Raw genomic sequence first — 19,970 nt, forward strand, 5'->3', positions numbered from 1 at the left:
GGATACCGGGGGTGTCTCGCAGTTGAACTACTTCAAGTCTTGTCGACCTTGCTATGGCGGATCTGTGCAACTGCGCCACTGAATAAATCATATGACATCACACACCAGCTGTAACAAAGTGCTGCTTGGGGAGATCGTTATGTCAGATGTTTTCGACCGCATTTCAAACTGGTTGCAAAGACTGGCTTTCTTCGACGGCGATGTCGGTGGCCTGGTAGAGAACCTAAGCCACAGGCTGATTGATGGCGGCGTTCCGGTCGCGCGTGTTTCTCTGGGCCGACTTCTGATGCATCCTGTCATCGGGCTGCTTGATGCGACCTGGGACGCATCAAACGACCGCATCGACTGGAGTGTCCTGCCGCGCAGTTCGGTAACGGATGACCTCTTCGACCAGGCGCCGTTCGGCGAGAACACCAAGCTCACCGACAAACTCGCCAAAAAATTCCTGCACAACGAAATATGGGAGTTGGCCGACGGCCTGGTCGGCGAACTGGAAATGGTTCCGTTCCTTCGGGCCGATCTGACGGACCCGTCCATCCATGACAAGTATCCGATATATCGAAAACTCGCGGCGTCGGGTGTGACCGACTATCTCGTCTTTTCCGCTCCGTTCGGGAAACGCTCCATAACCTTTGACAGCGGTACGGAGTGGATGCTCGGAGCATCTGTGTCCTTTGCAACAAAGAAGCGCTCAGGCTTCACGCAGCGCGAAATCGATGGCCTCGCCCGGCTCTCCATCCCGCTATTCGGCACTGTTCGCATATTTTCCGAACAGTTCCTGGCTGCGGAACTCATGGAAGCGTACCTGGGAAGGATTTCCGGACGGTCCGTTTTGAGCGGCCAGATATCGCGGGGCGATGTTCGCGAAATCGATTGCGCGCTCCTGTTCAGTGACATGCGCGGCTCCACCGCTCTAAGTCAAAGGCTTTCTCCGGAAGACTATGTTGCGGCAGTCAACAGGTATTTTGACTGTGTTGCAGGGGCAGTTCATGACCACGGCGGCGAAGTGCTTAAATTCGTGGGAGATGGCCTGCTTGCGATTTTCCCGTTCGACGGACGCAGGCGCTTGCCCGAGGACATGTGCGAGGCCGCGTTGTCGGCTGCCCGCGAGGCATTCCAGAGGCGCGAAGAAATGCCCCCTGAAGATCGGACTGATTTCGGCATTGGTCTGCACGTTGGCTCAGCCATCTACGGCAATGTCGGGACCGAAAGAAGACTGGACTTTACCGTGACAGGCTCATCTGTCGCTAAGGTCAGTAGATTGGAAGGCTTGACCCGGTCGCTCGATGTTCCCCTTCTGGCAACCAGTGATTTCGCTTGTCTCGTCTCAGAACAGTTCCGCAAGCTGGGACCTCACACCCTGCGGGGTTTCGAAGAAGACGTCGAAGTCCTTTCCTTCGATCCGCTTGGCTGACGTCCGTCCGTTTTCCGCCTTTGCCGATGTCGCCTTTTGGCAGTCGTTCGCCGTCAGAATATATCCGGTTCCGCAACCGGTTTGCCGAAATCGGTTCGCAGGAAGTCGAAGTCGCAGCCCTTGTCGGCCTGTTCGACATGCCTGGAAAACATGTGGCCGTAGCCGCGTTCGTAGCGGGGCTCCGGCGCTGACCACCGGGCCTTGCGCGCGGCCAGCTCGTCGTCGTCCAAGTCGACTCGCAGCGTTCTGTTCGGCACGTCCAGCTCGATGATGTCCCCGGTTTCGATCAGGGCCAAGGGGCCGCCGATGAAGGCTTCGGGGGCCACATGCAGGATGCAGGCCCCGTAGGATGTTCCGGACATCCTGGCATCGGAAAGCCGCACCATGTCGCGGTGCCCGTCTTTCAGGAGCGCCTGCGGCATCGGGATCATGCCCCATTCCGGCATGCCCGGGCCGCCCTGCGGTCCCGCGTTGCGCAGGACCAGCACGTGATCGGGAGACATCGGGTAATCCGGGTCGTTGATGATCTGCTTCAGGTCAGGATAGCTGTCGGCGACAATCGCCGGGCCTTTGTGCCGGTGAAACTTCGGGTCGCAGGCAGCCGGTTTGATGACAGCGCCATCGGGCGCGAGGTTGCCGCGCAGAACGGCAAGCGAACCCTCGTGATAGACCGGGTTCGTGAGCGGCCGGATAACGTCGGGATTGTGGTTCTCGGCCGCCGCGATGTTCTCACCCAGCGTCTTCCCGTTCACCGTCAGTGCCGACAGATCCAGTTTCCCGCGCATTTCCTTCATCAGGGCCTGCAGACCGCCGGCATAATAGAAATCCTCCATGAGATACTCGGTGCCGGACGGCCGGATGTTGGCGATCACCGGGACCTCGTGACCGATGCGGTCTAGATCATCGAGACCCCAGTCCACGCCCGCGCGCCGGGCCATGGCGATCAGGTGAATGACCGCATTCGTGGAGCAGCCTGTCGCCATGGCAACCGCCGTGGCGTTTGAAGTCGAAGCGCGCGTCACGATCCTGTCGGGTGTCAGATCCTCCCAGACCATCTCCACAACGCGGCGTCCGCAGGCGGCGGCCATGCGTTTGTGCGCAGCGTCCGGCGCCGGAATGGAGGACGCTCCAGGAAGGGTCAGCCCGAAAGCCTCGGCAATCGACATCATTGTCGAGGCCGTGCCCATGGTCATGCAGGTGCCGTAGCTGCGGGCTATGCCGCCCTGAACCCCGTCCCACTCCTCCTTGCCGATGGTGCCCGCGCGCCGCTCGTCCCAGTATTTCCAGACATCCGTGCCCGAACCCAGCTTGCGGCCGGCATAGTTCCCGCGCAGCATGGCGCCGGCGGGCATGAACAGGAACGGAAGCCCCATGCTGAGCGCCCCCATGACCAGCGCAGGTGTGGACTTGTCGCACCCGCCCATCAGCACGACACCGTCAATCGGGTGCGCCCTCAGCGTCTCCTCCACTTCCATGGCCCCCATGTTGCGATAAAGCATCGATGTCGGCTTGAGGAACTGCTCGGAAAAGGAGTGCACCGGCATTTCGACCGGCATGCCGCCGGCCTGGTAGACCCCTTTCCGGACGAACTCCGCCCGGTCGCGAAGATGGTGATGGCACGGGGACAGATCCGACCAGGTATTTATGATCGCAATGACAGGCTTGCCCTGCCAGTCCGCGCCGTCGAGCCCCATCTGCATAGCGCGCGACCGGTGCCCCATGGACCGCAGGTCATCAGGCGCGAACCAGCGGGCAGAGCGAAGATCTTCTGGGCGTTTGGTCATGGATGCAACTCTCGTTCTATTTCCGCTATTCAAACACAAAAGCACCCGGTTCTGCCGTCCCGGTCGCCATTTTTGTATGACTGCCCAATATGGCGGAGCATGTCCGGCAGGAAGACTGGATCAGGGGTGCAGGGCATTCAGACGTTTGCCGAGGTTTTCCGTTGTTTTCAGGGCCTCGAGATAGATTTCGAAGAGTTCATCATAGAATGCCCGGCGGGCTGGATCGGGTTCCCATTCCTTGTCGGTTCTTGAAAATGGCGCATGCGCCTCTGCGAGTGTTTCGCTCATGCCGGAGGCAACCGCAGCAATACAGGCAGAACCGACAACGCCCGCTTCGCCAAGCGCAAGGCGCTGCAGCGGCCGGTCAAGGACATCGCTGCGGATCTGGCCCCAGATGTCGGACCTGAAGCCGCCGCCCGCGCAGGTCAGACAAAGCGCGCGCGTATCGCCTGAGGCTTCAAGAGCGGAAAGAACATGGCGGGCGGACAAGGCGACGCCCTCATAGACTGCACATGCGAAATCGGCTGTCCGCATTCCGGCCTCCAGCCCCAGAAATGCCCCGCGCAGATCTGCGTTCCAGACCGGCGCGCGTTCGCCGGCCAACTGTGGCAGAAACAATGGGGCACGGGACCGGGGCCGGTCCTGAACCAGTCGTGCCATCTCCGGGATGGTCAATCCCGCGACATCACAAAACCATTGCTGCGACGCGCCACCTGACTGCGTGGGTCCGGCGTGCAGCCGCAGTCCCTGCGCCTCTGCAAAAACGACGACACCCGGTGCGTGCGTGACGGTGTGACCGGACAGCCCCAGGATCTCGCTGGTGCCACTCAGATAGGCGAACGCATTTTCGCGGCAGGCCCCTGCCCCGACCAGACCGGCCCAACCATCCATCGTGGCCAAGGCAAGCGGGATACCGTCCCGGCTTTCACCGACCAGCGATGTCATCGAGCGAAGCGGCGCCATGCGGTCGACGGCGCCGGGAACAAGGTCGAGGATGTTCAGGGCGTAGTTCCCGTCCAATCCGACAAGTCCGATATTCGACAAGGCGTCTGTTGCAAGCTCCCCGGTCAACTGAAGCAGCGCGTAGTCTTTCGGCAGCAGAACATGGGCGGTCCTGTCCCATGTCCCGGGCTCATGGCGCTTGACCCAGAGCATCCGGGCCAGGGCATGAGACGCATCCATCGGGATCGGTGCGCCAAGGATCGCAGTCCTTTCAGCATCGCTCATGCGGGCGTTCAACTCCCGCGCTTCCTGTGTCGCGCGCGTGTCCTGCCAGAGGATGGCAGGCCGGAGCGGGTGTCCGACCCGATCAACAAACACATGGGTATTGACCTGACTGGTCAATGCGCCGCAGCGCACCGAACCGGCGAGGCCGGCCGCACGAACCTGTTCCATGGCCCCGTCAATGAGCCGTATCCAGTCGGCAGGGTCCTGCTCGCAAATGCCCGGGGAAGGACGGCGTGTCGGATAGTGTTTGGCAAACCCGGCAAGCTGCGTGCCGTCGGACGCAAAAACGCCGGCCTTGACGGAGGTCGTCCCAAGATCAATTCCCAAGAGCAAATCGTTCACGATCCGGCCTTTGTTTTCGCTTTGCCAGTGGGACACAGATACCCCGGGGGCCAATGTTGAAACAAGCCGCATGGCGCCGGTGACAGGCGGCCTGTTTCGCGCACCTCGTAACACGGCACGAGGCAGGACCGGCTTTACCGTCGCGAAAGGTCCCTCCGCTAGTCTGGCCGAAACCGCACTCAGACGAGAGACAGATGCCGTCCTCCAGCACCGCCGCCCTTGACATTTTCAATCTGCACAAGCGCTTCAGTGAACCCGCAGTCAACGATCTTTCGCTGACGGTGCGCAGCGGCGAGTTCTACGCCTTGCTGGGTCCGAACGGTGCGGGCAAAACCACGACGCTGCGGATGGTCGCAGGTTTGCTCGAGGCTGATGCGGGCTCCGTCAGCATCTGCGGCATCGACGCCTTTGCGGACCCGGTTGCCGCCAAGCAGATCCTGGCCTGGGTTCCGGACGAACCCATGGTCTACGACAAGCTGACACCGCTGGAATATCTGGAATTCGTCGCGGGACTGTGGAGCATGGGGCCGGACCACGCGCGTTTCAGGGCCGACACGCTACTGGACTCCTTCGGACTTGCCCCCCATTCCAACGAGCGCTGCGGCGGCTTCTCGAAGGGCATGCGCCAGAAGGTGGCGCTTGCCGGTGCGCTGATCCACGAACCGCGTCTGATCATTCTCGATGAACCGCTCACCGGACTTGATGCCGGGTCAGCACGGCAGGTGAAAAAGGTGCTGTCCGGCCTGGTTGCGACAGGCGTGTCGATCATCATGACGACACATATCCTCGAAGTCGCGGAGCGCATGGCGGACCGGATCGGGATCATCGCGCGCGGACAGCTTGTTGCGGAAGGAACGCTGGAAGAGTTGCGCGAGCGGGCAAGCGCCGACGGGAATTCGCTTGAGGATATTTTCCTGAAGATCGTCGGCGGCGACACCGACGGCAGCGTTCAGACGCTCGAAACAGGCCGCCTTGGCGAGAAAGTAGCATGAGCCAGTTGGCGGCACATTCCGCCCTGCTGCGCTTTTCGCGGCATGAATTGCGGCTCGCCTGGCGCGACTGGGCCTGGATGTTCTCAGGCTGGCGCAACACCAGCCTTCGGCGCGCACTGATCGGCATGAGCCTGTTCTACGCGATCATGCATCTGATCGCGTATGCCGTGCTGTCCCCCCGGTTGACCGAGGGGTTCGTGCTCGATCAGGCAGCCCTTGCAATGCTGTCGGTTACGGTCGTGCTCAGCTTCACAATGATGCTGTCACAGGCAATGGAGTCGGTGACGCGCGCGTTCTACGCGCGCGATGACCTCGACCTGATCCTTTCCTCCCCCGCACCCTCCCGCGATCTGTTTCTCGTGCGCATCGGGATGATGGCTTTGACAAGCTGGGGGATGTCGGCGCTGGTCATCTCTCCGTTCCTCAACATTGCTGTAGCGCTTGGCGGGGCGCGCTGGCTCGCGGGATATGCGGTTCTCCTGGCCGTGTCGCTGACCGCAACCGGGGCGGGCGTCCTGATCACGCTCGCGCTGTTCGGAACGATCGGCGCGCAGCGCACGCGCCTTGCCGCGCAAATCCTGGCAGCGGTGGTCGGTGCGGCCTTCCTGATCGGCATGCAGGTTGTTGCAATCCTGTCGTTCGGGTCGATGTCCCGTTTCTCGTTGTTCGATCCGGCCTTCCTGGCAATACATGCGCCGGCTGCAGGCTCCGCGTGGTGGTTTCCCGCACACGCGGTCGCCGGGCAGAGCAGTGCCGTTCTTGTGTTGCTTGCCGCATCCGCGATGATTTTTGCCGTGGGTGCCTGGCGTGGCTCGGTACAGTTTCGACGTCTCGTGGTGTCGGCACTCGGTATCACGGAAAAGACTTCGCGCGGACGCGCCACCGAACGGGCGTTTCGCGGTTACGCGCCGCTCGGCGCGCTCGTTCACAAGGAACTCAAGCTGATCGCCCGCGACCCGTGGCTGGTTTCCCAGACGCTGATGCAGGTTCTCTATCTCATCCCGCCGGCCGTGATGCTCTGGGTCAGCTTTGGCGAGAAGACCGAGATTTCGGTGATCGTTGCGCCGGTTGTTGTCATGGCCGTCGGGCAGCTTGCCGGCGGCCTCGCCTGGCTGACCATCTCCGGAGAGGATGCACCCGACCTGATTGCAACGGCCCCCGTCTCCGCGTTTACACGCCTGTGGGCAAAGGTATTGTCGGTTCTGATGCTTGTCGCCGCGATCCTGCTGCCGATAGCTGTGTGTCTGGCGCTCCTTTCGCCCTGGGGTGCCGTGGTCACCTTCACCGGTGCAATGATCGCCGCTGCAAGCGCGATCCTTGTTCAGCTCTGGTTCCGCGCGCAAGCCAGCCGTTCCACCTTCCGGCGCAGGCAGGTCGCTTCGAAGGCCTCGACGCTCGCGGAGGCCGCTGCGTCCATTTCCTGTGCAGCCGGCACGGCCCTCGTCGCGGCGGGAAGCCCGCTGGCGCTCTTTCCCGTCCTCCTGCTCCTGATCGTGCTCGGCATCGCCAGGAGTATCCGGCCGAAGCGCAACGCAGCATCCTGAGGGGTGGTGATCCGTTCCCCTTGCTCCGGTGCGATCCGGGGCGGGAACCGCGATGATTCAGAGTTTTGCCTCGACCTCCTCACAGGTCGGGAATCGCTCTTCCCCAATGCGCGAGACGAACAGCGCAGCCGCCGCGTTTGCGAATTTCACGGCGTGCGGCTCATCATTCCCGTCTGCTAGCGCGAGGGCGAAGGCACCATGCCAGACATCGCCTGCTCCCAGGGTATCCAATGGCGTCACCTGTGGTGGCGCAAACCGGCTGCCGTCATGCACCTCAACATCGGCCGCTCCGCGCGTCACGCACGCCCAGCAGTCATGTTTTGCGGCGATCCCGCCGAGCGATCTTCCGCCAAATTCAGCCAACCCCTGTTCGGAAAGCGCGAGATGGCTGACAAACGGCAGGAGGTCGAGCGGCAGCGGGGCCTCCCCGTCCAGAACCGCCGGCCTGCCCTGCCGCGTGGCTGCTTCAAACAATCCTCTTGCCAGATTGAAGCACCGCGTGTCCGCCAGAACGGCGTCAAAGCCGGAGACATCGTGCGTCAGTTTCCTGTCGAGTAACCGGTCCGGTCTCTGATTGACGATGGTGCGTTCTCCGCACGCGGTGACGAACACCGCCGAATGGGATGTTGTCTCGCCCGGGACGGTTTGCACCAGAGTGTCGTCAATTCCACGCAGCTTCATCTGGTCACGAAGATATCGACCGAACTGATCGTCACCCACGGCACCGGCAAGCCGGCCCCGCCCGCCCAACCGCGCAATCGCCGTGGCGGCGATCATCGCGCCGCCTCCGGGAACAAGTCGGGCGGCATCTGCCCTCACCTTGCTGCCTTCGGCCGGATAAGCCGACAGGTCGTATACCGCATCCAAAGTTATCAAACCTGCGCAGATCACGGTCGGCATGGCGGCCCTCCAGATTTTTCTTGTAACATGTTAGGCTGTACATGGTTAAAATGTCATGTATCATATACGGGTTCAATTCAGGGGAACCAATGGCACAATACGGCATCCTGACAGCTCTGCTGACCCCATTTTCAGCCGATGGGTCGATCGACGGTGCGCGGCTCGCCGCTCACGCGGCCTCGGTGGTCGACCGGGGTGTTGCCGGTGTCACGCTGTTCGGCACCACGGGCGAAGGGGCTTCGATTGCCGCCAGCGAACGGCACGAGGGAATCAGCGCCCTGCTCGACACGGGCCTTTCTGCCGACCGGATCGTGCTGGGGGTCTACGGATCGGCCGCAGCGGATGTCGCTGCCCAGATCGACGAGGGACTGCGCGCCGGGATCACGCGGTTTCTGGTGCCGCCGCCCTGCTATTTCAGCGATGCCGGGGAAGACGGGATCTTTCAGTGGTTCGCCGAGCTGCTGGCTCTCAGCGCCTCTGAAGCCGGGATCATTCTGTACAACATTCCACAAGTAACGGGTGTCGGCATTTCATGCCCCCTCACCTGGCGTCTCAAGGGTGCCTATCCCGAACGGATCATCGCCATCAAGGACAGTTCCGGAGACTGGGCCAACGCCGTGCGCCTGTTGGAAAGCAGGTCGCTGCCGGTTTTGCTCGGCGACGAACGCCTGCTTCACAAGGGTGTTGCAATGGGTTGTGTCGGATCGATCACGGGCGTTGCCAATCTCTATCCCGAACGGCTTTGCAACCTGCTCGCCTCGTCCACCGAGGATCCGATGCTGTCGCAAACGGTGGACCGCATCATTGCCTTGCCTGTCATCCCGGCCCTGAAAGTGCTGCTTGCAGACGCCTTGGACGATCCGGCCTGGGAAAATGTGCGGGCGCCCCTGACCGGCTTGAGTGCGGAGCAGAAATCCGAAATCCTTGCGCTGGAAGGAAAGGGCATGGCCGCATGAACAGGTCCGCAAGACGCCTGCGCGATGACGCCTATTCCAGCTTTACCGAAAAGCTTCTGTCGCGCGATATCCAGCCCGGTCAGATCGTCTCCCAGCGGGAACTTGTCGAGCTCACGGGGATGCCCCTGGGCGCAATACGCGAGATGATCCCACGGCTGGAGGCAGATGGTCTGATCCGCACGGTGCCCAAGCGGGGGCTCCAAGTTCTCAGCATAGACCTGGAACTGATCCGCAATGCCTTCCAGCTCCGCAGGATCATCGAAAGCGAGGCCTTTGCGGCCTTTTGCAGGAATGCTCCCGATGCCGACATCGAACGCATCGCCGGCGAACATCGCGAAATCCTGAGGGAAGCGGAACACGGCGTGACGCCGGACTTGCTGTCGCGCGCTCAGCACATGGACTGGGCCTTCCACGATTTTGTCATCGATGCCCTCGGCAATCGGATCATTTCCGATATTCACCGGGTCAACGCCATCAAGATACGTCTGATCAGAAACTCCGACACACGCATGCTGCCGGAACTGGTGGTGTCCGTCATGAGCGAACACCTGGTGATCATCAACGCTCTCGAAATTCGCGACGTGGAGAAAACGGTTGAAGCTGTGCACGCACATGTGGACAGCGCAAAACGCCGGGCCCTCGGGGTCTGACGACAAATGCGGGGCAACCGCAATGACAGAGGAGGAAGTGCAATGAAATCTTCTTTTTTCCGTAGTGGCCTGGCCGCATTGGCGGCTGTGGCGATGACTGCGTCCGCAGTGGCGGCCGACAAGGTTACGCTGCGCATGTCGACGCCGGCATCGGAAACCGACCAGCGGTCGGTGGCCCTGGCCGAGGTGTTCGCACCGGAGGTGGCGGAGTTTGCGACATACGAACCGCATTACAACGCATCTCTGATCAAGCAGAACTCGGAGCTCGAGGCCATCGCATCGGGCGACCTGGAGATGTCGATCGCATCCGCCCAGGAACTGGCGCAGTATTTCCCCGAGTTTTCGATCTTTGCGACCGGTTATGTGCATCAGGACGCGGATCACCAGGTGCGGGTCTTCAACGATCCCTTGATGGAGCCCTTCAAGCAGAAGGTCGAAGACGAACTCGGCGTGAAGCTCCTTGCCGTCATGTATCTGGGCCGCCGCCACGTAAACCTGCGGCAGACCAAGGATGAGTTGACGGTGATGACCCCGGCCGACCTTGCCGGCGTGAACCTGCGCATGCCAGGTACCGATGCCTGGCAGTTCCTTGGCAAGGCCCTCGGGGCAAACCCGACCCCCATGGCTTTCACGGAAGTCTATACCGCCTTGCAGACCGGTTCCGTCGATGGACAGGACAACCCGCTGCCGACTGTCGTGGATGCCAAGTTCTTCGAAGTCACCAACCAGATCGCCCTGACCTCGCATCTGGTGGACCTGAACTATGTGGCGTTCTCCAAAGCCGTCTGGGATGAACTGACCCCCGAACAGCAGGCGAAAGTCCAGGCTGCGGCGGAGGCTGCAGCCGAAAGCGGCCGCAAGGCCCAACTGCAGAAAGAAGCCGATCTGGTGTCGTATCTGGAGGAACAGGGCCTTGCGATTTACGAGCCGGACCTGAAAGCCTTCCGTGAACACGTGCAGTCTCAATACGTTGGTTCGGAATTCGCGGCTTCCTGGCCCGATGGTGTTCTGGACAAGATCAACGCACTGGGCAACTGACCCGCGCAGGGCAAGGGTGGAAGTCCGCCCTTGCCCGCATTGGTGAACGGCACTCATGAAACAGATTGCAGCAGGTCTGAAACACGCGGCCCAGGCCGTCGCGGCTGCCATGATGGCCGTCATGTTCCTGACTTTCGTCCTACAGATTTTCATCCGCTACTCGGCGCGCCTGGAATGGCTGCCGGACTATTTTCCCTTTCTGGAACCGACACGATTTGGCTGGACGCTGGAGCTTTGCCTGGTCCTGTGGCTCTGGCTGGTCTTCTGGGGCAATGCCTTCGTGGTGCGCGAGAGCGACCATGTGCGTTTCGACATCCTGTACAGCCGGGTCAGCCGCGGGACACGGCGCATCTTCGTGATCTTTTTCGGTCTCTGCATCGCCCTTGGGCTGGCGATCTCGATCGAACCGACCTGGGCCAAGTTCTACATCCTGAGGCTCAAGAAGACCGCAACCCTCTCCTCCCTGTTCGGGGACGGCATCAGGATGCGCGACCTTTACGTGGTCTACATGCTGTTTCTCACTGCTGTCTCCGCGCGTTACTTCTGGATCGTGTGGCAGGCCTTCCGGTACGGCGTGCCGGAAACGGCCGGCTCCGATGACACGAGGCCTGGCGAATGAGTGTTCAGTTTCTGCTGTGCCTTGGAACGCTGTTTCTGCTGGCGGGAATGGGTGCGCCGATTGCCTATGCCATCCTGATCTCCTCGCTCGTCTATCTGTTCGCCGCGGGACAGGACATCGGCCTTGCCGGCAAAGTTCTCATGGACGGGCTCTATTCCAGCTTCGTGCTTCTGGCTGTTCCCCTGTTCATCGTCGCCGCGAACATTATGAATGCAGGCACGATCAGCGATCGGCTGCTGCAGTTCTGCATTGCCCTTGTCGGTCGCTTCCGCGGAGGGCTGGGCCACGTGAACATCGTGGCGTCCCTGATCTTTTCCGGAATGTCGGGATCCGCCGTGGCCGATGCGGCGGGGATCGGCAAGATCATCATCGAGATGATGACCAAGAGCGGCCACTACACGCGCGGCTATGCCGCCGCGATCACCGCCGCCTCCGCCACCATCGGGCCGATCATTCCCCCCTCGATCCCGATGGTGCTTTACGCACTCGTTTCCAACACCTCGATCGGCTATCTGTTTCTGGGCGGGATCGTTCCGGGCCTGTTGATGGGAGCGGTCCTGATGGGGCTCAACATCTGGCTGTCACACCGCCGGAATTTCGCATTGGAGCCCGCGGTTCCCCTGGTCGAGTTGCCGCGCCTGACGGTCAACGCCTTCCCGGCGCTCCTGATGCCCGCGATCCTCCTCTACGGCATTTATGGCGGCGTCACGACCCCGACCGAAGCGGCCGCGGTCGCCGCCTTTTATGCCCTTATCCTTGCGGGGCTGTTCTATCGGGCGCTGTCACTTGGCACGCTTTACACCATCCTGGTGGAGAGTGCGCGCTCCTCTGCGGCGGTGGGCATCGTGATCGGCGGTGCGCTGATCCTGAACTACGTCGTCGCCTCGGAGAACATTCCGACGATCCTGGCGGCGCAGCTGGTCGGTCTCGACATCCACCCACTGGCTTTCCTGGTGATGGTGAATGTTCTGCTCTTGCTTCTTGGATGCGTTCTGGATGCCACCACGATCATCCTCGTGATCATTCCGCTGTTCATACCGACATGCCGCGAACTCGGCATCGACCTGGTTCACTTCGGTGTCGTGGCGGTCGTGAACTGCATGATCGGGTTGATCACCCCGCCCTACGGTATCCTTCTGTTCGTCATCAACGCGGTCACCCGCATCCCGCTCAACGAAATCATCCGGGAAATCTGGCCGTTTCTGGGCGTGTTGCTGGCAGCGCTGGCCGCGTTGATCCTGTTTCCGGGGCTTGTGCTCTGGCTGCCGCAGGTGTTCGGATACGCGGGTTGAAAGCCTAAGCCGGATCACCGCCTGTCCGTTGCAGCAGCGGCGAACTGCGCAAGGGTTGCGCGAATCTGGTCAATGCGAACCGGCTTCGACAGGAACCCGTCCATGCCCGCCTGAAGGCAGCTTTCCTCATCCTGCGCCATCGCATTTGCCGTCATCGCGACGATCGGAACCTTCGACGCCGCACCGGGCAGCTTGCGTATTTCCCGCGTGGCCTCCAATCCGTCCATGTCAGGCATCTGCATGTCCATGAAAACGAGGTCGTACCCGGTTTCCTGAACAGCTGCGAGCGCGTGCCGGCCATCTGCTGCAATGTCTGCCTCATGCCCCAGGGTGCTCAGGTAGCCCGACATGACCAGCTGATTGGTGACGATGTCTTCAACGATCAGGACCTTGAGCGGGCGTTCGCCTGACGTGTCCCCGCCGGCAACACCTGGATCGGAAACTGTCCCGCGCTTCTCTACCAACCTCTCGGTGAATACGTCCGGCATCAGTGCCCTTGCGACGCTGTCATGCGCGAGCGGTTTGGGCAGGATCACCAGGTTCGAAGCCGTCCGAGACGGCGCGGCATCCGTTGTCGTGGCCAACAGAACCGGCGCGCACCGGTCCGGTTCCAATAGGAGAAGGTCATCCAGTTGGGCGCTGCTCACGGCACTTGCCAAGACAGCCTCGTAGCTATGCGTCGCCAGGTGCTCTCGGACCTGCTCCACCGACCGGGCATGATCAACCGTGAAACCGAGGTCTTCCAGTGTCTCGGCATACACCCCGGCGACAGGTACAAGCGCACTGAAACAAACGATGCGGCCATGAGCCATCCGGGTCAGTCGGTTGCTCTTTTCGGGACCTGCGTGAACCGGCGGGAACGGTATCTGGAACCAGAAGGTGCTGCCGGCACCGAATTTGCTCTCTACCCCGATCCGGCCTCCCATCAACTCGGCCAGCTGCCTGGAAATCGCCAGTCCCAGACCGGTTCCGCCGTGACGGCGCGAATTGCTTTGATCGACCTGAAAGAACTTGTCGAACAACCTGGGCAGCCGGTCGGATTCAATCCCGATGCCGGTGTCCTCCACTTCGAAACGCAGTTCCTTGACTTCCGCGGCCTGTGAAACCCTGAGAACGACGGCCCCCTTCGTCGTAAACTTGATCGCGTTTCCGATCAGGTTCATCAGGATCTGCCGGAACCGACCGGGATCGCCGATGACCCTGGACGGCACGGACGGAGCAATATGACACGCCAGTTCGGTGTTGCTGGCGAGTGCGACAGGCGTCAGGATTTCGATGACGCCGTCGACAGCCCCTCGCAGATCAAAAACCTCTTCGGACAGGTCGATGCGGCCGGCTTCCAGCTTCGAAAGATCGAGGATGTCGTTGATGATTGTCAGCAACGCCTCGCCCGAGGAAAGCACCGCGTCGGCATAGCGCTTTTGTTCGGACGACAGCCCGGTTTCCTGCAACAGGGAGATCATGCCGATAACACCGTTCATCGGCGTGCGGATTTCGTGGCTGATATTTGCAAGGAACTGGGACTTCGCCTCGTTTGCCGAGACGGCGTCCAGCATGGCGGACTGCAACTCTGCCGTCCGTTCCTCCACCTGTCGTTCCAGCTGCGAGAGGGTCACCTTGAGCGTCTGGTTGATCTCGTAGAGCTCACTGCTCTTGCGTTCCAGAAGCCGTTCGGCCTCCTTGCGCGCCGCCCGCTCCCGCTCAAATCTCCGGATCCACTTGGATGCTTCGAGGTTTTCGCTCATCAGGCTTCCCGGCTAATGACGAATTGAACCTTCATGGGACCGTTTTCATCCGTCCTTTCAATCGTCAGGTTTTCCTTGAAATGCGCTCCGCACCCCTGGATGAGCCCCTGTGCCAGGTCCCCGAACGGACGCTTGGAGCTGTAGTTCATGATCAGCTTGTTCTCGTCCACCCGTTCGCACAGAAAGGTCGGCAGCTCCGCATTCGGGTAGAGTTTCTTGACCTCAACGTGAATGTATTCCTCGATTTTCTGTAGAAAATCCAAACTGCTTTCCGTTTTTTCGAAGAAATGCGCATGTGTCACGGTAAAGCGTCCAAACAGGTGCTCGCCGAAAACAACGATCAGTGTATCGATATCAATGCCGGTCACCTTGTGGAGGGCGGCGACGAGTTTGACCATGTCATTGTGATCGTAGTCCTGCACGGCGGTGAAGCCGGTCTCGCTTCCGACCCCGGACAGTTCCATAATCTCGTCGGCAACGTCGAAGGAAAACTTGTCTTCGACCATCTCCATAAACTCAGTGAAAACGACGCCCAGCATGGATGCTCACCCTTGATTCGGATCGCCGCGAGATCCTTCCAGGGACCATCGCGGCAACTCAATACGCACGCTACTTTCAATGAAGGCTTTGCAACAGTGTCAAATACCTCAATCGACGCCATTCGAGACCGCGATCAATGACAGCGCGGCAGGCAGGCCATCGAGTGACGGCTGTCTCATATGACGTCTGTGCAGTTTGAACGGGAAAACTTAAGAAACACGTGACTTGTCTCCGGCCTGTGCCGGTGAAAAAGAAGTTGCCCGATGCGCTCAAGATGCCTTGTCGAAATATAAGAAAACTCCTATCTTCTGCGACCCTTGTCGGGCGGAGGAAAGAATGAATAAAACGGTCGTAAGTAGCTGGAACGAATGGGATCCTTTGAAACACGTCATCGTCGGGCGCGCCGATGATTGCCATATTCCTCCCGAGGAACCGGCACTTGATGCGAAAGTCCCCGAAGACAGCGACATGCGCGGACAATGGGGACGGCGCCCGCAGGAAACGATCGATCGCGCCAACGAACTCCTGGACACGTTCGCGGCCCAGCTGGAGGCGCGGGGAATCCGGGTCGACCGGCCGGTTCCCATCGATCATTCGCTGCCTGCGACGACACCCGATTTTCACACCGACAGCCAGTTCGGATGCATGCCGCCGCGCGATGTGCTGCTGACCGTCGGCTCGGAAATCCTCGAGGCGACGATGTCCTATCGGTGCCGCTGGTTCGAATATCTGAATTACCGCCCGCTGCTGCAGCGCTATTGGGATGAGGATCCGAATTTCCGGCACGAGGCCGCGCCCAAGCCTCGGCTCACCGATGCCGATTATCATCCGGACTACCTGTCAGAGAAGATCGGCGTGCAAAAGCGTCTGCAGTGGGCTGCCGAGAAGTTCTTTGTCACGACGGAAGAAGAGCCACTGTTCGATGCCGCGGACGTGTTGCGTTTCGGCAAGGATCTCGTCGTGCAGCACGGTTTCACGACGAACCTGAAAGGCATTGAGTGGCTGCGCCGGCATTTTCCGGACCATCGCGTCCATACCGTGAATTTTCCCGGAGACCCCTACCCCATTCACATTGACGCGACGTTCACGCCGCTGCGTCCGGGATTGATCCTGAACAACCCGCAACGGCGCCTGCCTTCGGAACAGCGCGGATTGTTCGAAGCGAATGGCTGGGAGATCGTGGATGCCGCCCAGCCCGCACACAACGCGCCGCCGCCTCTTTGCTATTCCAGCGTCTGGCTGTCGATGAACGTGCTGGTTCTCGATCCGAAGACAGTGTGTGTCGAGAAGTCCGAAGTCTATCAGGCGGAGCAAATGGACAAGCTGGGCATGGAAGTCGTCGAGGTCGAACTGCGCGACGCCTATGCCTTTGGCGGCGGTTTGCACTGTTGTACGGCCGATGTGTACCGCGAAGGTGGTTGCGAAGACTATTTTCCGAACCAGTAGCCAAGAGTGCCCCCACACAGACGCTGGAGACAGGACCTGCGGACCGGTTGCCGTGCCGTGAAGACCCTGAGCGTTTCGGTTTGGTGCGACCGCATGGACAGGCTTTGTGGCCGGAACCCCGCCGTTTGATGCCGACTGCGGACGCGCTGGCCTTTCAGACAGTGATGCCGCATTGCCGTCAGGAACCGCCTGCTCTAAGACCGACAGGTGGTACAAATGCTTTTTGGGAAAAGAATGCAGGTACCGGCCGTACGCAGGAGCCCTGATACATGGCGGAAAAACCAGTCTGGCAGCTGAGCGCGAGCGAACTCGTCAACCAGATCGCAAGGCGCGAAACAACGGCTGAAGCCGTTGTGGCCGGCACCGTTGCGCGCATGCGCGCGGAAAATGGTCATCTGAATGCGGTTGTCGACGACCTGGGCGACGAAGCGATCGAAACCGCGCGCAATCTGGATACCGTTCATGACAAATCCGGTCCTGTCGGACCGCTGCACGGTGTCCCGGTGACCATCAAGGTCAATGTCGACCAGAAAGGCAAGTCGACCACGAACGGGGTCAAGGCCTTCACCGACATTGTCGCGCCGGATGACGCGCCGTTCGTGCGAAACCTGACCAATGCCGGTGCGATCGTGATCGGCCGCACGAATACGCCGGAATTTTCCTTTCGCGCAACCACGACCAACGAATTGCATGGACGCACCTCGAACCCGTGGAATGACTGGGCCTCACCCGGCGGGTCGTCCGGGGGCGCTTCGGCCGCCGTCATGAGCGGCATGGGTCCGATCGCCCACGGAAACGACATCGGAGGGTCGCTGCGCTTTCCTGCCGCCGCCACCGGTGCGGTTACCGTCAAACCGGGACTTGGCCGAACGCCTGCCTGGAACCCTTCTCAGAAGGCCGAGCGCGGCATGCTCGCGCAACTGATGTCCGTCCAGGGGGTGATTTGCCGGGAGGTGCGCGATGTGCGGCTCGCGATGAGGTCTGCCATCGCCTACGACCCACACGATCCCTGGCAGGCCCCCGTCCCGTTTGACGGACCCGCTCCGGAAAAGGCGGTCAAAGTCGGCTTCACCACGAACACCTATCAGTTCGAGGCGCACCCTGCGATCCTCCAGGCCCTTGAAACAGCGCGCGACTGCCTGATCGATGCCGGATACGAGGTCATCGAGATCGAGACGCCCGACATCAGCGAAATCGGCGAAACGGGCTACCGCGCCTTGATGGGCGAGGTCAACGTGCTGATGTTGAAGGATGTCCGCGAACACGGCAGTTCCGAAATCAACCGGATGTTCGACGAGTATTTCGAATTGTTCCCCCCCTTCAGGGACGACGAACTTCTGCAGCAGATGGCAAGGCGTTCCCACTTCATACGCCAGTGGAATCTCCTGTTTGAGCGGTATCCCCTCGTGTTGTGCCCCTTCCTGCCGTCTCCGACCTATGCCTGGAACAGGGATGCGGAGGGCAAGGACGGCATCATGGACGTGCTCGGCTGCGGGATCTGGTCATTTGCCATGAACTACATGGGTTTGCCCGCTGGTATCGTGTCTCCCTCCATGTACGACGGCATGCCGGTCGCGGTGCAGGTCGCCGGAAAACGCTTCCGGGAGGACCTGATTCTCGATGCACTCGAGGCGGTGGAAACACGCGTGGGCGTCATGGCCGAAAAACTGTTCGCGCGGGACACGTCCTGACCAAGGACGATGCGTGCCTGTCGACTACGGCAGATACTCTAACCTTGCGGCATGTTTTGCACCGCTCTCTGGACGCAAGACGCGATTTCCGTCGCTTTGCGCAAGTGAAACCGGCGAATTGCGTGTAGTATCAACGACACGCGATTTGCAGGAGGACCGATCTTGCCGTTTGCCTGGCCTCACCTGACCCTCGCCGTTCTGCTCGCTGCCGCCATATCGGGTGTGCCGCCTGCCGATGCGGCGCAGCAGACTTCAAGAATTCCCGGCTGGCTGCAAAAACATGTCGGCACGGCCGAGGGACAAATTGCACCGGTTGTCCTTCAAAGGGCGCGTGCGCTCTATGAGCGAAAGCGTCGCCAGGGCAAAGTCAGAAACCCCTGTTATCTCGCCAAGGACGCAACGCGTCCGAGCACGGCGCGCAATGGAAAGCCAGGGCGCCGGTTTTATGTCATTTGCGAGCAACGCAAGTTTTTCCGGGCTGTTTCGTCCGGCTACGGCAACGGGCGAAAACTGAAGCGCGCGAATTTCTCGAACGGGCGTCAATGCGCCAGGAATTTCAGCAATGCAGAGGGGTCGAAACTCACGGCGGGTGGCGCTTACGTTACGGCCGAGACGAGAACGTCCTTCAAAGGGTACCATCGCCAGTCCGGCAAACGGAGAGCCTTTCACCGGACATTCCTGTTGTTTGACGGCGAAGGCGATACCGCAAATGCCCGGGAACGGGCCATCGGCGGCCACCCCGCGGTTTTCCTGAAATGGCAATGCCGTTTCAAGAACCCGAAGAGCCCTCATGCGGACAAGGATGGCTATGTCCCGTACGGCAAGCTGGTGAATTACACCGGCGGGCGCAGCAATGGCTGCACCACTTGGTCGCCATCCGAATCACGAGAGATCCTGTCGCTTGTCGAGGGAAATCCGACCACGCTCTATATCTATCCCGAGGGACGTGACATCAACGCGGTGGCGAATGCGGTCAGGAAACGCACGTCGCTGGCCAACGCGGGGCTCTACTGGAACGCCAGTTGTCTGAAAGCAATCGGTACGCCGAAGTTCTGGCCGAAGAGAAAACTGCAACCGATCATCAATGAATGGCGGCGCTCCCTGCCGAAACGGCCACCCCTGGAACTGCCTATCTGCAAGTGAAACCGGTCTTGGATGTGCCCGAGGGCGGCCTGGGGCCTTTTCAGCCACGCGAAAGAACCAGCCAGGCATCCCGCGCCGCATCGATGGGACGGACCATCTTCACATCCCCGGCATCAGCATAGCGGCGCAAAGTGAGGGCACTGTCCCAGTGGCCTTGCAACAATCCCTCCAAGGCGGCGACGGTCGAGGTCACCTCGATCACCTCGTCGAACTCTTCGAACGATGTGTAAGAACGGGTTGCCGGATGGAGCGCAATGGTCCGGGGATGCTCGACAGCGGAGCGGGTAAGGATTGCGAGAGGCTGGCTCGTCGCAATGAAGGTGTCGGTCAAAAGGATACCGTGCGTGCACTGGGCCGTCGCGACAATTTCCGCGGCAGCCGGATGCGCGGCACAAATCATCAAATGCGTGGCATCGCCGCGGACGCAATGTTCCAGCATGCGGGTCGCGTCCGGTGCGTGGATGACCCGCGCCCGGCTTCCGCGCTCGCGCAGATAATTGCGCAGCACAAAATCATGATTGGTGCCTTCGGGGCCCAAAGTCACGTAAACCGTTTCATCTTCCGTGCCTGCCGTTCGCAAAGTACTGGTCCTGGGCTCTCTCTTTGTCTGCATTTCGCGGCCCCCGGGTTCTGCGCGTCCGAAGCCC

Annotated in this window: 17 protein-coding genes; 11 read left to right on the forward strand and 6 right to left on the reverse strand. The window is 60.8% G+C overall.

Annotated elements, in window-relative coordinates; genetic code table 11:
- Positions 1 to 139 precede the first annotated feature (139 nt).
- Positions 140 to 1,414 carry an adenylate/guanylate cyclase domain-containing protein gene (locus ACO08A_RS26975; protein ID WP_422038929.1) on the forward strand — a complete coding sequence of 425 codons (1,275 nt, stop codon included), beginning with the start codon at positions 140 to 142 and terminating at the stop codon, positions 1,412 to 1,414.
- Positions 1,415 to 1,467: 53 nt separating this feature from the next.
- Here ACO08A_RS26975 and araD read toward each other — a convergent pair whose 3' ends face one another.
- Together araD and ACO08A_RS26985 are read right to left on the reverse strand one after the other, a co-directional pair.
- Entirely contained in the window at positions 1,468 to 3,198 is a 1,731-nt protein-coding gene (araD, locus tag ACO08A_RS26980) for an L-arabinonate dehydratase (RefSeq protein WP_422038930.1), read from the reverse strand.
- Between the two features lie 120 nt (positions 3,199 to 3,318).
- Positions 3,319 to 4,752: a xylulokinase gene (locus ACO08A_RS26985; RefSeq protein WP_422038931.1), complete on the reverse strand. Its 1,434-nt coding sequence runs from the start codon at positions 4,750 to 4,752 to the stop codon at positions 3,319 to 3,321.
- Positions 4,753 to 4,961: 209 nt separating this feature from the next.
- On the opposite strand from ACO08A_RS26985, the gene ACO08A_RS26990 reads away from it, so the two are divergent.
- Together ACO08A_RS26990 and ACO08A_RS26995 are read left to right on the forward strand one after the other, a co-directional pair.
- Entirely contained in the window at positions 4,962 to 5,759 is a 798-nt protein-coding gene (locus ACO08A_RS26990; protein ID WP_422038933.1) for an ABC transporter ATP-binding protein, read from the forward strand.
- Entirely contained in the window at positions 5,756 to 7,303 is a 1,548-nt protein-coding gene (locus ACO08A_RS26995; protein WP_422038934.1) for a permease, read from the forward strand. The genes ACO08A_RS26990 and ACO08A_RS26995 overlap by 4 nt, the downstream gene beginning before the upstream one ends.
- Positions 7,304 to 7,360: 57 nt before the next feature.
- Here the strand turns inward: ACO08A_RS26995 and ACO08A_RS27000 are convergent, their stop codons facing one another.
- Positions 7,361 to 8,203, reverse strand: coding sequence for a PfkB family carbohydrate kinase (locus tag ACO08A_RS27000; protein ID WP_422038935.1), 843 nt, complete (start codon positions 8,201 to 8,203; stop codon positions 7,361 to 7,363).
- A gap of 89 nt (positions 8,204 to 8,292) precedes the next feature.
- Here ACO08A_RS27000 and ACO08A_RS27005 point away from each other — a divergent pair, with 89 nt between their 5' ends.
- From ACO08A_RS27005 to ACO08A_RS27025, 5 genes are read left to right on the forward strand one after another with little or no spacing between them, the layout of a single operon-like run.
- Positions 8,293 to 9,159, forward strand: a complete 867-nt coding sequence (locus ACO08A_RS27005) for a dihydrodipicolinate synthase family protein (RefSeq protein ID WP_422038936.1) — start codon at positions 8,293 to 8,295, stop codon at positions 9,157 to 9,159.
- A complete protein-coding gene (locus ACO08A_RS27010; protein ID WP_422038937.1) occupies positions 9,156 to 9,809 on the forward strand; it encodes a GntR family transcriptional regulator in 654 nt (217 codons plus the stop codon). Before ACO08A_RS27005 ends, ACO08A_RS27010 begins: the two co-directional genes overlap by 4 nt.
- 42 nt (positions 9,810 to 9,851) lie before the next feature.
- Entirely contained in the window at positions 9,852 to 10,847 is a 996-nt protein-coding gene (gene dctP, locus ACO08A_RS27015) for a TRAP transporter substrate-binding protein DctP (RefSeq protein ID WP_422038938.1), read from the forward strand.
- 55 nt (positions 10,848 to 10,902) lie between these two features.
- Positions 10,903 to 11,466, forward strand: a complete 564-nt coding sequence (locus tag ACO08A_RS27020) for a TRAP transporter small permease subunit (RefSeq protein WP_422038939.1) — start codon at positions 10,903 to 10,905, stop codon at positions 11,464 to 11,466.
- On the forward strand, positions 11,463 to 12,758 hold the full coding sequence (locus ACO08A_RS27025; RefSeq protein WP_422038940.1) for a TRAP transporter large permease: 1,296 nt from the start codon (positions 11,463 to 11,465) through the stop codon (positions 12,756 to 12,758). Before ACO08A_RS27020 ends, ACO08A_RS27025 begins: the two co-directional genes overlap by 4 nt.
- A gap of 14 nt (positions 12,759 to 12,772) precedes the next feature.
- Here ACO08A_RS27025 and ACO08A_RS27030 read toward each other — a convergent pair whose 3' ends face one another.
- Together ACO08A_RS27030 and ACO08A_RS27035 are read right to left on the reverse strand one after the other, a co-directional pair.
- The gene (locus tag ACO08A_RS27030; protein ID WP_422038941.1) at positions 12,773 to 14,503 is read right to left on the reverse strand and encodes an ATP-binding protein; all 1,731 of its coding nucleotides are present in this window, start codon (positions 14,501 to 14,503) and stop codon (positions 12,773 to 12,775) included.
- Entirely contained in the window at positions 14,503 to 15,042 is a 540-nt protein-coding gene (locus tag ACO08A_RS27035) for a heme NO-binding domain-containing protein (protein WP_422038942.1), read from the reverse strand. The genes ACO08A_RS27030 and ACO08A_RS27035 overlap by 1 nt, the downstream gene beginning before the upstream one ends.
- 337 nt (positions 15,043 to 15,379) lie before the next feature.
- Here ACO08A_RS27035 and ACO08A_RS27040 point away from each other — a divergent pair, with 337 nt between their 5' ends.
- The 3 genes from ACO08A_RS27040 (at position 15,380) to ACO08A_RS27050 (ending at position 19,323) form a co-directional block, all read left to right on the forward strand.
- The gene (locus ACO08A_RS27040; RefSeq protein ID WP_422038944.1) at positions 15,380 to 16,489 is read left to right on the forward strand and encodes a serine/threonine protein kinase; all 1,110 of its coding nucleotides are present in this window, start codon (positions 15,380 to 15,382) and stop codon (positions 16,487 to 16,489) included.
- A 269-nt stretch (positions 16,490 to 16,758) separates the two neighbouring features.
- Positions 16,759 to 18,180: an amidase gene (locus ACO08A_RS27045; protein ID WP_422038945.1), complete on the forward strand. Its 1,422-nt coding sequence runs from the start codon at positions 16,759 to 16,761 to the stop codon at positions 18,178 to 18,180.
- Between the two features lie 162 nt (positions 18,181 to 18,342).
- Positions 18,343 to 19,323: a hypothetical protein gene (locus ACO08A_RS27050; protein ID WP_422038947.1), complete on the forward strand. Its 981-nt coding sequence runs from the start codon at positions 18,343 to 18,345 to the stop codon at positions 19,321 to 19,323.
- Between the two features lie 40 nt (positions 19,324 to 19,363).
- Here the strand turns inward: ACO08A_RS27050 and ACO08A_RS27055 are convergent, their stop codons facing one another.
- Entirely contained in the window at positions 19,364 to 19,936 is a 573-nt protein-coding gene (locus ACO08A_RS27055) for a hypothetical protein (protein WP_422038948.1), read from the reverse strand.
- Positions 19,937 to 19,970 lie beyond the last annotated feature (34 nt).

It is taken from the genome of Roseibium sp., assembly GCF_965232425.1.
Classification (GTDB): domain Bacteria; phylum Pseudomonadota; class Alphaproteobacteria; order Rhizobiales; family Stappiaceae; genus Roseibium.